Source organism: Streptomyces sp. NPDC043746, from assembly GCF_056436485.1.
This window is the reverse complement of record NZ_JBWKCM010000003.1, coordinates 76,128-88,273: the sequence shown is the minus strand read 5'-3', so window position 1 is coordinate 88,273 and position 12,146 is coordinate 76,128. Positions and strand designations below refer to the sequence as shown.

The 12,146-nt window shown below is 71.2% G+C and carries 13 protein-coding genes and 1 pseudogene; 10 read left to right on the top strand and 4 right to left on the bottom strand.

The annotated features are described in order from the left end of the window. Positions 1 to 22: 22 nt before the first annotated feature. The 3 genes from AC0682_RS04285 (at position 23) to AC0682_RS04275 (ending at position 1,953) form a co-directional block, all read left to right on the top strand. The gene (locus AC0682_RS04285) at positions 23 to 169 is read left to right on the top strand and encodes a hypothetical protein (protein ID WP_478530849.1); all 147 of its coding nucleotides are present in this window, start codon (positions 23 to 25) and stop codon (positions 167 to 169) included. 108 nt (positions 170 to 277) lie between these two features. Next, entirely contained in the window at positions 278 to 631 is a 354-nt protein-coding gene (locus tag AC0682_RS04280) for a hypothetical protein (protein ID WP_478530848.1), read from the top strand. Positions 632 to 783: 152 nt separating this feature from the next. Continuing rightward, the gene (locus AC0682_RS04275; protein WP_478530847.1) at positions 784 to 1,953 is read left to right on the top strand and encodes a cysteine desulfurase family protein; all 1,170 of its coding nucleotides are present in this window, start codon (positions 784 to 786) and stop codon (positions 1,951 to 1,953) included. Between the two features lie 6 nt (positions 1,954 to 1,959). Here AC0682_RS04275 and AC0682_RS04270 read toward each other — a convergent pair whose 3' ends face one another. After that, entirely contained in the window at positions 1,960 to 2,706 is a 747-nt protein-coding gene (locus tag AC0682_RS04270) for an N-acetylmuramoyl-L-alanine amidase (protein ID WP_478530846.1), read from the bottom strand. Positions 2,707 to 2,767: 61 nt separating this feature from the next. On the opposite strand from AC0682_RS04270, the gene mnmA reads away from it, so the two are divergent. Next, entirely contained in the window at positions 2,768 to 3,904 is a 1,137-nt protein-coding gene (gene mnmA / locus AC0682_RS04265) for a tRNA 2-thiouridine(34) synthase MnmA (RefSeq protein ID WP_478530845.1), read from the top strand. Positions 3,905 to 4,018: 114 nt separating this feature from the next. Here mnmA and AC0682_RS04260 read toward each other — a convergent pair whose 3' ends face one another. Then, on the bottom strand, positions 4,019 to 4,261 hold the full coding sequence (locus AC0682_RS04260; protein WP_478530844.1) for a DUF397 domain-containing protein: 243 nt from the start codon (positions 4,259 to 4,261) through the stop codon (positions 4,019 to 4,021). Next, the gene (locus tag AC0682_RS04255; protein WP_478530843.1) at positions 4,258 to 5,127 is read right to left on the bottom strand and encodes a helix-turn-helix domain-containing protein; all 870 of its coding nucleotides are present in this window, start codon (positions 5,125 to 5,127) and stop codon (positions 4,258 to 4,260) included. Before AC0682_RS04255 ends, AC0682_RS04260 begins: the two co-directional genes overlap by 4 nt. Before the next feature lie 185 nt (positions 5,128 to 5,312). Here AC0682_RS04255 and AC0682_RS04250 point away from each other — a divergent pair, with 185 nt between their 5' ends. After that, positions 5,313 to 5,627, top strand: coding sequence for a hypothetical protein (locus tag AC0682_RS04250; RefSeq protein ID WP_478530842.1), 315 nt, complete (start codon positions 5,313 to 5,315; stop codon positions 5,625 to 5,627). 123 nt (positions 5,628 to 5,750) lie between these two features. Here the strand turns inward: AC0682_RS04250 and AC0682_RS04245 are convergent, their stop codons facing one another. Next, positions 5,751 to 6,086 carry a DUF427 domain-containing protein gene (locus tag AC0682_RS04245; protein WP_478530841.1) on the bottom strand — a complete coding sequence of 112 codons (336 nt, stop codon included), beginning with the start codon at positions 6,084 to 6,086 and terminating at the stop codon, positions 5,751 to 5,753. A gap of 104 nt (positions 6,087 to 6,190) precedes the next feature. Between AC0682_RS04245 and AC0682_RS04240 the strand changes: the two genes are divergently transcribed. From AC0682_RS04240 to ligA, 5 genes and pseudogenes are all read left to right on the top strand, one after another. Beyond that, complete coding sequence (locus AC0682_RS04240; RefSeq protein ID WP_478531097.1) at positions 6,191 to 7,561, top strand: RNA-guided endonuclease InsQ/TnpB family protein; 1,371 nt, start codon at positions 6,191 to 6,193, stop codon at positions 7,559 to 7,561. 31 nt (positions 7,562 to 7,592) lie between these two features. Further along, positions 7,593 to 7,885: pseudogene (locus AC0682_RS04235) on the top strand (LOG family protein); the annotation flags it as partial. 40 nt (positions 7,886 to 7,925) lie between these two features. Beyond that, on the top strand, positions 7,926 to 8,615 hold the full coding sequence (locus AC0682_RS04230; RefSeq protein WP_478530840.1) for an SDR family oxidoreductase: 690 nt from the start codon (positions 7,926 to 7,928) through the stop codon (positions 8,613 to 8,615). 124 nt (positions 8,616 to 8,739) lie between these two features. Further along, entirely contained in the window at positions 8,740 to 9,768 is a 1,029-nt protein-coding gene (locus tag AC0682_RS04225) for a methionine synthase (protein ID WP_478530839.1), read from the top strand. 32 nt (positions 9,769 to 9,800) lie between these two features. Then, complete coding sequence (gene ligA / locus AC0682_RS04220; RefSeq protein ID WP_478530838.1) at positions 9,801 to 12,068, top strand: NAD-dependent DNA ligase LigA; 2,268 nt, start codon at positions 9,801 to 9,803, stop codon at positions 12,066 to 12,068. Positions 12,069 to 12,146: the final 78 nt, after the last annotated feature.

Here is a 12,146-nt window from a genome sequence, read left to right as displayed (position 1 = left end):
CGTCGCACAGAGAGGTTCCGCCGTGCTCGTCCTCGTCGCCGCGCTGTTGCTCCTGGGCATCGCCCTCGGGGCGGTCGCCCAGCTTCCGGTTCCGGTCTCCCTGGCCGCCGCGAGCGTGATCGGCTGCTGGCTGCTGATCTTCGCCGTACGCGAACGCCGTGCCCGCTGACCCGCGTACCCGTGCCCGTACGCGCCATCCGTACCTGCTGATCCGCACCCGCACCCGCAGCCCCAGCCGAGCCCACCCCGTCCGGACCGACCCGAAGGAGCTCGCACCGTGACCCCCACCCTCATCGACCGCGCCCGCCGTACGGACGACGTCATCGACAAGAACACCGACGACCCCGGCGCGGCACCGGGGAAGACCCCCGGTTCCGCTCCGCGCCGGACCACCGGCCGGGAGGCGGACGGGCTCGCCGTCGCCTCCTTCGTCCTCGGCCTCGTCGGGCTGCTGGTCTTCAACCTGCTGCTCGGCCCCACCGCGATCGTGATGGCGCTGCTGGCCCTGGCCCGCCGCACCCGCCGCCCCGGCCGCGCCCGGCTCGGCCTCGCCCTGGGCGTCGCGGACCTGGTCGTCCTGGCCGTCCTGGTCACCGTCAACGGCACGGTCGCCTGGGACCTGGCCGGCTGACGCGGCGCTCCGAGCCGCCACCCCGGTCCGGATCGGGCTCCGGACCGGACGCCGGGCGGGTCCGCCGCACCCCCGTGCGCCCGTGCGCGGCCGCCGCTCCGCGAGACGCCCCGCCATGCGCCCCGCCCCGGGCTCGTAGAATCGGCCCCACCATGGCCTACCTCGACCACGCCGCGACCACGCCGATGCTTCCCGAAGCGATCGAGGCGATGACCGCCCAGCTCTCCCTCACCGGCAACGCGTCCTCGCTGCACGCGGTCGGCCGCAGGGCCCGCCGTACCGTCGAGGAGTCCAGAGAAACCCTCGCCGACGCCCTCGGCGCACGTCCCAGCGAGGTGGTGTTCACCTCCGGCGGCACGGAGGCCGACAACCTCGCGGTCAAGGGCCTCTACTGGTCCCGCCGCGACGCCGACCCCCGCCGCACCCGGGTCCTCGCCGGCCCCGTCGAACACCACGCCGTTCTGGACGCCGTCGACTGGCTCGCCGAGCACGAGGGCGCGACCGTCGACTATCTCCCCGTCGACCGCTACGGCCGGGTGCACCCCGAAGACCTGCGCGAGGCGATCCTCCGCGACCCCGACGACATCGCGATGATCACCGTGATGTGGGCCAACAACGAGATCGGCACGATCATGCCGGTACGGGAACTGGCTTCGGTTGCCGCCGAGTTCGGGATCCCGATGCACGCCGACGCCGTGCAGGCCTTCGGCCAGCTGGAGGTCGACTTCGCCGCCTCCGGGCTGGCCGCGATGACGGTGAGCGGCCACAAGATCGGCGGCCCGTTCGGCATCGGCGCGCTGCTGCTGGGCCGCGACCACACCCCCGTACCCGTGCTGCACGGCGGCGGCCAGGAGCGGCACGTCCGCTCCGGCACCCTCGATGTGCCCGCCATCGCCTCTTTCGCGGTGGCCGGGCGGCTGGCCGCCGAGGGGCGCGAGCACTTCGCCCGGCGCGTCGGCGCACTCCGCGACGACCTCGTGGCCGCCGTGCGCCACGCGGTCCCGGACGCCGTCCTCGGCGGCGACCCGGACCCGGCCGGGCGGCTCCCGGCCAACGCGCACTTCAGCTTCCCCGGCTGCGAGGGCGACTCGCTCCTGCTCCTGCTGGACGCCCAGGGCATCGAGTGCTCCACCGGATCCGCCTGCACCGCCGGGATCGCGCAGCCCAGCCACGTCCTCCTGGCCACCGGCACCGACCCGGAACTGGCCCGGGGCACCCTGCGCTTCTCGCTCGGCCACACCTCCACCGAGGACGAGGTGAAGGCGCTGGCCCAGGCGATCGGCCCGGCGGTGGAGCGGGCGCGGACGGCCGGGCTGAGCTGACGGCCGCTACTGGGCCTGCGCCGACGCGGAAGCCGAAGGTGTCGGCGTCGGTGGTGCCGTCGCCGCCCGCCGCACCAGCTTCAGATAGCGGTCCCAGTCCCAGTGCGGCCCGGGGTCCGTGTGATCGGTGCCGGGCACCTCCACGTGCCCGATGATGTGCTCGCGGTCGATGGGGATGCCGTACCGCGCGCAGATCGACGCCGTGAGCCGCGCCGACGACTCGTACATCTCCTTCGTGAGGTCCCCGGGCCGGTCCACGAACCCCTCGTGCTCGATGCCGACCGCCCGCTCGTTGAACGACCGGTTGCCCGCCTGGTACGCCACGTCCAGCTCACGGATCATCTGCACCACCCGGCCGTCCTGGCCCACGATGTAGTGCGTCGCGGCCCGGTGGGAGGGGTCCTGGAAGACCCGCACCGCGCTGTCGAAGCTGCCCTGGGTGACATGGATGATCACGCGGTCGACCCGGAAGTCGTCCGGCCGGTTCGCCCGCCGCCAGTTCGCCTCGGAGGCGGCGACCCAGGTGGCGCCCGCGTAATCCAGCTCACCGGGCCTGCGGGGCTTCTCCACGCCCGGTATCCGCCACCACGCCCGCTTCATCTCCTCGCGCGTGAGGACGGCGGCGGTGCCCGCCGCCACCACCGCACCGCCGCCGATCAGCAGCGCACGCCGGCTGACGCCGCCGCCGGACTTCTTCCGCGACGATCTGCCCGACGGCTTCCGCGACGCCCGGGTGCTCCCGTTGTTCCCCATGTGGTCGTCAACGCATATCCGCGAGCGTTCGGTTCCCGGCGACCCGTACCCTGGAGGGGCTATGACTCAGACTCCCCAGCGCCCCCTGCGTGTCCTCGCCGCGATGTCGGGCGGCGTGGACTCCGCCGTCGCCGCCGCCCGAGCCGTCGAGGCGGGCCACGACGTGACCGGTGTCCACCTCGCCCTCTCCGCCAACCCCCAGTCCTTCCGGACCGGGGCGCGTGGCTGCTGCACCATCGAGGACTCCCGGGACGCCCGCCGCGCGGCCGACGTGATCGGCATCCCGTTCTACGTCTGGGACCTGGCGGAACGCTTCCGTGAGGACGTGGTGGAGGACTTCGTCGCGGAGTACGAGGCCGGGCGCACGCCCAACCCCTGCCTGCGCTGCAACGAGAAGATCAAGTTCGCCGCGCTGCTCGACAAGGCGCTCGCCCTCGGCTTCGACGCCGTCTGCACCGGCCACTACGCCACGGTCGTGCTCGCGCAGGACGGCAGCCGCGAGCTGCACCGCGCCTCCGACATGGCCAAGGACCAGAGCTACGTGCTCGGCGTCCTGGACGAGAAGCAGCTCGCCCACGCGATGTTCCCGCTCGGTGACACCCTCACCACCAAGGACGAGATCCGCGCCGAGGCCGAGCGCCGGGGCCTCGCCGTCGCCAAGAAGCCCGACAGCCACGACATCTGCTTCATCGCGGACGGCGACACCCAGGGCTTCCTGGCCGAGCGCCTCGGCGGACCGGCCGAGGGCGACATCCTGGACGAGTCCGGTACGAAGCTGGGCACCCACGACGGCGCGTTCGGCTTCACCATCGGCCAGCGCAAGGGCCTGAGGATCGGCCACCCCGCCCCCGACGGCAAGCCGCGCTACGTGCTCGACATCTCCCCGGTGAACAACACCGTCACCGTCGGCCCCGTCGAGGCCCTGGACGTGACGTCCCTGACCGCGATCAAGCCGCGCTGGTGCGGAACGCCCCCGTCCGGTCCGGGAACGTACACCGCCCAGCTCCGCGCCCACGGCGGCGAGTGCGAGGTGACGGCCGAACTGGTGGACGGCTCCGAGCTGCACGTCGCCTTCACCGAGCCGGTCCGGGGCGTGGCCCCCGGCCAGGCCGTCGTCCTCTACGACGGCACCCGCGTGGTCGGCTCGGCCACCATCGCGACGACGGTCCGCCGCGAGCGGGTGGCGGCGGGGGCCTGAGCCCGCGACCGGGGCCTTGTGAAAGGCCCCGGTCCATAGGGCCGATGCGCGCCCCTGGCCGGATGACTCACGTGAAGGGGAGCCGGACTCAGGTCAGCGGGCAACGGCGTCCTGCTACCCGTGAGATCCGAGGTCGTCGAACTCGCCTGCTTTGACGCCCTTGAGCCAGGCATCCACCTCGGTGCGGGTGAAGATTACGGTTCCCGCTCCTGGGTGGTTGCTATTGCGTACGGCAATGCGGCCATCTCGCAAGGGGGCGGCCTCTACGCAGGCACCCTGGTCACCGCTGAAACTGGACTTGCGCCAGTGGGCGGAGTCGAGTTCGGCTTGGTGGGGGGCGGGCTCAGGGGTGGTCATGTGTACTCCTCGGCGATGTCGCGCACCATCTTGACTGACTCGTCCGGACTCAGGGCGAGTGCCACCAGATGCTCGAAGGCCACCGTATACGCCTCGATCTCGTGGGGAGCTTCGAGGTAGACGGCTCCCGCGCGGTGTTCAACGTAGGCCACGCCAGGATCCGTGGGCCACGGGAAGCCGAGGATCTGGAACGGTCCTGCGGCCATGCCGGGGTGTGCGCCGTGGGAGAAGGGGAGGACCTGGACGGTGATTTTCGGATGGCGTGCCATCTCGGCCATGCGCAGGAGCTGGTCCCTCATGATGGCTGGGCTGCCGACGACCCGGCGGAGTACTGCTTCATTGAGCACGACCCACAGGCGAAGCGGGTTGGAGACGCGGTTGAGGGCGTCCTGCCGCGTCAGACGCAGCTTGATCTGACGCTCGATCTCGTCTTCTGCGCGTTCGGCTGTTCCGCGGCGGGTGATGGCGTCGGTGTAGGCGCGGGTCTGGAGAAGGCCGGGGACTGCCTCGCTCTCGTACGCGCGGATCTGTGAAGCGCCCTGCTCCAGCCCGACGAAGAGCGAGAACCAACTGGGAATGGATGGCCCGCCGTACGTCTCCCACCAGCCCTTCTTCCGCGCGTCCTTGGCTGCGCGAAGGTAGGCCGGCCAGCGATCCTCCGGGACGTTGTAGAGAGGGAGCAGCACTTCATCGAGATCTTTGACCACGACAGGCCGGTCGGCGGTCTCGTAGTACGAGACCTTGGCGACCGTGCATCGCAGCGCCTTGGCAACGTCCTTCTGTTCAAGGCTGGCTTCCCGGCGTAGCCGGGTGAGTTCGAAGGCGAGCCAGCGCCGCCAGACGGTGGGGCTGGACGTATCGGTCACTGCTCTGCCTCCTGGGCTCTGCTCATGAATCGGAATCGACGGTAGCGCCTGCGTCCTCCCGGTGTGTGATCACGCCGGAACTTGCCCGACAGAGGCCGACCGGATGTCACCCGAACGTGCTATGGCATCGTGTTGAGTGAAAATTTATACTTAACAAAAGTGTGGCGACAGGTAAGGAGAGGCCCATGACCGAGGTGCCGACGACGACGGAAGCCCGTTCGGAACCAGGGTTGTTGTCCCTGCCGGGGCATGACGAGTATGCGGCCCTGCTGGCGGAGGTGGTGGCCGAGTCCATGCCACGGCTTTTCGCCGTCGTTCAGGAGGTGGGCGACCGGGAGGACGGGTGGGTCGCGGCCTGGGGCCTGGCGTTCGAAGACCGGGCCGAGGTGGTTCCGTACGGGGGAGGTGTTCGTATGAGTCTGCCGTCGGCCGAGAATGCCCTCCGGTACTTCGGGCGGGGCGGAGGCGTCAGGGCAAGCCTGCACTGGATCGGTTCCTGAATCGGTGATCGGCGTCCCGTCGGCGGAGAGAATCCTGTCCATGGGAGGGGAGACCGGGGCGGGGTCGCGAACTCGTCGCCCCGGCTGAGAAGACCTCCCGAGGTGCGGGGCACGGGCCCTGGGTCAGTCGGTCACGGCCTCCGTCCCGTAGAAGCAGAAGTGGTCCTTGATCGCGGCGACTCCGGGCTTCGGCTCCGGGTAGGCCCAGACCAGATCGGCGGCGCCGGGCAGCGACCAGTAGGAGGCGTCCCCCTTGAACGGACAGTGGGTGGTGGTCTGTGACGGGGTGAGCAGTTCCGTACGGACGTCCTCGGGCGGCAGGTAGTAGCGGTCCGGGCAGCCCGTCTCCCGCAGCACGAGCGGGCGGCGGCTCTCGGCCAGCACCTGTCCTTCGTGCACCGCCCTGACGTGCTCGGTGCCCGGTTCGACGATGATGTGGTGTCCTCGGGTGGAAGTCATGCCTCTTTCAGCGGCGTACGGGCCCGGAATCTTCCCCAGTCCCCCGTTGACCGGAATCCTCACCGGAACGGGGGAGTGTCCGAGGCGGGTCGTACGGTGGCTCCATCAGTGCTTGGCCGGAGGAGTTCCCGCACCTGAAGTCACGGATGCCTACCCTGTGGTCATCGTCGTACTTCGCCGCCTCGGTCGGTGCGGTATCCGCGCCGACGGTCGAGAAGTACATCAACATCCAACGGGAACGCCCGTGGAAGAAGGGGGGACGGCTCGTGATCCGCGCGTACAAGTTCCTCCTGCGCCCCACGGCCCGTCAGGCGGTCGTGCTGGGCGGGATGCTGCGGGACCACTGCTCCCTGTACAACAGCGCGTTGCAGGAGCGCCGGGACGCCTACCGGCACAGCTCGAAGACAGGCATCACGTACGGCGACCAGTCCGCCCAGCTCAAAGACATCCGCGCATATGACCCGGATCGGCAGGGCCGCTGGTCGTTCTCCTCCCAACAGGCCACCCTGCGCCGTCTCGACAAGGCATTCCAGGCGTTCTTCCGCCGGGTCAAGGCCGGGCAGAGCCCGGGCTACCCCCGCTTCAAGGGCGCAGGGCACTTCGACACCGTCACCTTCCCCAAGGATGGCGACGGCTGCCGCTGGAACTCCACCCCGCACGACCGTCAGACCCGTGTACGCCTCCAGGGTGTCGGGCACGTGCGTGTGCACCAGCACCGGCCTACACGGGGCCGCGTCAAGACGATCAGTGTGAAGCGCGAAGGTAACCGCTGGTACGTCGTCCTTGCCTGCGACAACGTGCCCGCCGAGGAATTGCCGCCCACCGGGGCGATGGTCGGTATCGACATGGGCGTCGCCCACTTCTTCACCACCTCGGACGGCGAACATGTCGCCAACCCGCGCTTCCTCCGGGCGATGGCAGCCGAACTTGCCGAAGCGCAGCGGCACCTCGCGACGTTCCCGAAGCGGACTCGGCAGCGCACCAAGCGCCACCGAGCGGCGGCCCGGAAGGTCGCCGAACTGCATGGCAGGATTCGGCGGCAACGCGCGGACTTCCACCACAAGACCGCACGAACGCTGATCACCCACCACGACGTGATCGCGCACGAGCGACTGAACACAGCGGGCATGACCAGAGCACCTGCACCCAAGGCCGACCCCGAGCAGCCCGGCGGCTTCCTGCCGAACGGTGCTGCCGCGAAGGCCGGCCTCAACCGCAGCATCCTCGACGCGGGTTGGGCGCAGTTCCTCGGAATTCTGGCGAACAAGGCTGAGAGTGCCGGTCGCCTCACGATCCCGGTGGACGCGCGCAACACCTCCCGCACGTGCCCCGACTGCGGGCACACCGCGAAGGAGAACCGCGTCACCCAGGAAAGATTCCAGTGCACGGCGTGCGGGTTCGCGGCGAATGCGGACCACGTCGGCGCGACGAACGTCCTCAACAGGGCCGGGCTGGTCCTCTGTGCGGCGGCTTAGCCACCGACGCAGGAATCCCGCGCGTTCACGCGTGGGTGGAGTCACGAACATCTGCGTCTTCCTCTCCGCCGCCGACCTCGACGACCGCTACACCGTGCCCGCCCGGGAGTTCGCCGAGCTGCTCGGCAGAGGCGGGCACACCCTGGTCTGGGGCGGTTCCGAGAGCGGCCTGATAAAGGTCGTCGCGGACGGGGGCAGGCGGCAGGCGGGCGGCTTGTCGGGGTCTCGGTGGACTTCCTGGCCGCGAAGGCCCGTACGAACGCCGACGAGATGGTGATCGCCCGCGACCTCGCCGAGCGCAAGGCCCTGCTCCTGGAGGAGTCCGTCGGCCTCCAGTGATCACCGCTCCGCCTAGGATCGGCCCATGCCTACTCATCTCATCACCGGCGCCGGTTCCGGCATCGGGGCCGCCGTCACCCGCCGTCTTCTGGAGCGCGGCGACGAGCTCGTCCTGCTCGCCCGCGACGCAGGCCGGGCCAAGGAGCTCGCCGACCGCTACCCGGGCGCGCGGACGCTCGTCGGTGACCTCCAGAACCCCGACCGGCTCTCCTGGGCGTTCGGACAGCAGGCCGTGCCCGAGCGGATCGACACCCTGCTGCACATCGCGGGCGTCGTCGAGCTGGGCACGGTAGGTGAGCTGACCCCGAAGGCCTGGCACTTCCAGCTCAACGCCAACCTGATCGCCCCCGCCGAGATCACCCGCCTCCTCATCCCGCAGCTCCGCGCCGCCCGGGGCCACGTCCTCTTCGTGAACTCCGGTGCGGGGCTCGCCGCCCACGCCGGCTGGAGCGCGTACGCCGCGAGCAAGCACGGCCTCAAGGCGCTCGCGGACTCGCTGCGCCACGAGGAGCACGGCAACGGCGTGCGGGTCACCTCCGTCTACCCCGGGCGCACCGCCAGCCCCATGCAGGCCAAGGTGCACCAGCAGGAGGGCAAGGAGTACGACGCCGAGCGCTGGATCGACCCCGAGTCGGTGGCCACCACGATCCTCATGGCGATCGACCTGCCGCGCGACGCCGAGGTCAACGACCTCACGGTCCGCCCGGGCCGCTGAGGCCGTCGGCCCCCTCGCTGAAGCCCGGCCGCTGAGACCGTCCGGCCCCCCTGGGCCCCGCCCGGTCCGCCGACCGCGTGCCCCGCGTACACCGGGCGCGCCCGGAGGACCGTAGGCTTCCCGCGTGAGCGAGAAGAACAAGTTCAGCGGGTGTCCGGCGACCGGCATCGGGTCCATGCCGGGGGGAGACGCGAGGGAGGCGGCGAAGACCGTCACCGGCTCCTTCGCCGACGGCCAGGGCATGCCGCACCTGGCGGAGCTGCCGGCGCGCGGCCCGGGCGCGGACATGATCGGCCGGACGATCGGCATGCTCGTCGAACTGTACGGACACGTCGAGCCGAGCGGCTGGCGGGTCAGCGACCGGCCCGGCCGCGACACCCGCCGCGCCCGCTCCTGGCTGGGGGAGGACCTGGACGCCCTGGAGGAGTTCACCCAGGGGTACGAGGGGCTGCTCAAGGTCCAGGCCGCCGGGCCGTGGGCCCTGGCCGCCGCCTTCGAACTGCGCGGCGGAGAAGCCATGCTGGCCGACGCCGGGGCCTGCCGCGACCTGGCCGGCTCGCTGGCCGAGGGGCTCCGTGCCCACCTCGCCGAGGTGCGCCGCCGGATGCCCGGGGCGGAGGTGGTCCTCCAGCTCGACGAGCCCTCCCTGACCGCGGTCCTGCGCGGCCGGATCCGCTCCGCCAGCGGCTACCGCACCTACCGCGCCGTCGACCGCCAGGTCGTCGAGTCGACCCTGCGCGACGTCCTCGCCGCCGTGGGCGAGGAAGGGACGGCGATCGTCCACTCCTGCGCGCCCGAGGTGCCGTTCGCGCTGCTGCGCCGGGCCGGGGCGGACGGAATCTCGTTCGACTTCTCCTTGCTCACGGAGCGTGAGGAGGAGGCGATCGGGGAAGCCGTCGAAGGCGGTACCCAGCTGTTCCTGGGCGTGGTGCCCTCCACCGACGCGGCAACGACGGCATTGTCAGACCCGGGCGGTAGCGTCATGGGGGTCAGGAAGCTGTGGAGCAGGCTGGGGCTGAATCCGGGGACTCTCGCCGAGTCCGTCACGGTCACCCCGTCGTGCGGTCTCGCGGGTGCGTCGCCCGCCTACGCCCGCACCGCGCTCGCCCACACCGCCCGGGCGGCGAGGTCGCTCGCGGACAACCCTGAGTGACGGGGACGACGGGTACACAGGAGGACAGGACGATGGCGGGCGAAGAGCGGGTGGAGCAGGAGAGCACGGTTCCGGCGGGCGTGCGGGAGACCCACGCGCTGCTGGCCGAGCAGATCGAGGAGCACCGCTTCCGGTACTACGTGAAGGACCGGCCGGTCGTCAGCGACGCCGAGTTCGACCGGCTGATGCGGTCCCTGGAGGCACTGGAGGAGGACTACCCCCAGCTCCGCACCCCGGACTCCCCGACCCAGAAGGTCGCGGGACCCTATGTCACGGAGTTCACCTCCGTCGAGCACCGCGAGCGCATGCTCTCCCTGGACAACGCCTTCGACGCCGACGACCTGGCCGCCTGGGCCGAGCGCGTCGCCAAGGACGTCGGCACGCCCGACCACCACTTCCTGTGCGAGCTGAAGGTGGACGGGCTCGCCGTCAACCTCACCTACGAGCACGGCCGGCTGACCCGGGCGGCGACCCGGGGCGACGGCCGCACCGGCGAGGACATCACGCCCAACGTCCGTACGATCGCCGAGATCCCGCACCGCCTGAAGGGCGAGGACATCCCCGCGCTGGTCGAGGTCCGGGGCGAGGTCTTCTTCCCCATGGAGGCCTTCGAGGAGCTGAACGCCCGGCTGGTGGCCGCCGACGACAAGCCCTTCGCCAACCCGCGCAACGCGGCGGCCGGTTCGCTGCGCCAGAAGGACCCGAAGGTCACCGCCACCCGCCCCCTCCACATGGTGGTCCACGGCATCGGCGCCCACGAGGGCCTCACTCTCGACCGCCTCTCCCGGGCGTACGACCTCCTGCACTCCTGGGGCCTGCCCACCGCCCGGCACAACAAGGTCGTCGACTCCCTCGAAGGCGTACGGGAGTTCATCGCGTACTACGGCGACCACCGGCACTCCGTGGAGCACGAGATCGACGGGGTCGTCGTCAAGCTCGACGAGATCCCGCTCCAGGGCCGGCTGGGCTCCACTTCGCGCGCCCCCCGCTGGGCCATCGCCTGGAAGTACGCCCCCGAAGAGGTCAACACCAAGCTGGTCAACATCCGCGTCGGTGTCGGCCGCACCGGCCGTGTCACCCCCTACGCGCAGGTCGAGCCGGTCGAAGTGGCCGGTTCCGAGGTCGAGTTCGCCACCCTCCACAACCAGAACGTGGTCAGGGCCAAGGGCGTCCTGATCGGCGACACCGTGGTCCTGCGCAAGGCGGGCGACGTCATCCCGGAGATCCTCGGCCCCGTGGTCGACCTGCGCGACGGCACCGAGAAGCCGTTCGAGATGCCGACGCACTGCCCCGAGTGCGGCACGGAGCTGCGCCCGATGAAGGAGGCCGACATCGACCTCCGCTGCCCCAACGCCCGTACGTGCCCCGCCCAGTTGCGCGAGCGGGTTTTCTACCTCGCCGGGCGCAAGTGCCTGGACATCGACCACTTCGGCTATGTGGCCGCCGCCGCCCTCACCCGGCCCCTGGAGCCCGCCGAGCCGGTCCTGAAGGACGAGAGCGACCTGTTCGACCTCACCGTCGAGCAGCTGCTGCCGATCCGGGCGTACGTCCTGGACCAGGACAGCGGGCTGCCCAAGCGCGACCCGAAGACCGGCGAGGAGAAGATCGCGACGGTCTTCGCCAACCAGCAGGGCGAGCCGAAGAAGAACGCGGTCGCCATGCTGGAGGGCATCGCGGCGGCGAAGGACGCCCCGCTGGCCCGGATCCTCACCGGCCTCTCCATCCGCCACGTCGGGCCCGTCGCCGCCCAGGAGCTGGCCCGCCAGTTCCGCTCCATCGACCGGATCGACGAGGCCACCGAGGAGGAGCTGGCCGACGCCGACGGCGTCGGCCCCACCATCGCCGCCTCCGTCAAACAGTGGTTCGCCGAGGACTGGCACCGCGAGATCGTACGCAAGTGGCGCGAGGCCGGGGTCCGGATGGCCGACGAGGGCCCCGGCGAGGAGCAGGGCCCCCGCCCCCTCGCCGGGCTCACCGTCGTCGTCACCGGCACCCTCACCGGCCACACCCGGGACGGCGCGAAGGAGGCGCTCCAGAGCGTGGGGGCGAAGGTCACCGGCTCGGTGTCGAAGAAGACCGCGTTCGTGGTCGTCGGGGACAACCCCGGCTCCAAGTACGACAAGGCCATGCAGCTGAAGGTCCCCGTGCTCGACGAGGACGGGTTCGCCGTCCTGCTGGAACACGGCCCGGACGCGGCCCGCGAGGCGGCCCTGCCGGTCCCGGAGCCGGTGGTGGCAGCGGGGCAGGGGGCGGCGGCCGGGGCGGAAGCGGCGTCCGATCCGGCGGCGGCCCCGGAGTAGCCGCCCGCCCGCCGCCGCGGAGCAGCCCGATCCGCCTCTCCCGGACCGCGCGCCACTCCCGGGCATCCGCTGTTCGCC

What these genes read in the sequence shown, in the direction of transcription:
- AC0682_RS04260 (WP_478530844.1), bottom strand. Translation starts at nt 4,261, where the DNA reads ATGACCACCCCTGAGCCCGCCCCCCACCAAGCCGAACTCGACTCCGCC.
- AC0682_RS04245 (WP_478530841.1), bottom strand. Translation starts at nt 6,086, where the DNA reads ATGACTTCCACCCGAGGACACCACATCATCGTCGAACCGGGCACCGAG.
- AC0682_RS04250 (WP_478530842.1), top strand. Translation starts at nt 5,313, where the DNA reads ATGACCGAGGTGCCGACGACGACGGAAGCCCGTTCGGAACCAGGGTTG.
- AC0682_RS04270 (WP_478530846.1), bottom strand. Translation starts at nt 2,706, where the DNA reads ATGGGGAACAACGGGAGCACCCGGGCGTCGCGGAAGCCGTCGGGCAGA.
- mnmA (WP_478530845.1), top strand. Translation starts at nt 2,768, where the DNA reads ATGACTCAGACTCCCCAGCGCCCCCTGCGTGTCCTCGCCGCGATGTCG.
- AC0682_RS04230 (WP_478530840.1), top strand. Translation starts at nt 7,926, where the DNA reads ATGCCTACTCATCTCATCACCGGCGCCGGTTCCGGCATCGGGGCCGCC.
- ligA (WP_478530838.1), top strand. Translation starts at nt 9,801, where the DNA reads ATGGCGGGCGAAGAGCGGGTGGAGCAGGAGAGCACGGTTCCGGCGGGC.
- AC0682_RS04275 (WP_478530847.1), top strand. Translation starts at nt 784, where the DNA reads ATGGCCTACCTCGACCACGCCGCGACCACGCCGATGCTTCCCGAAGCG.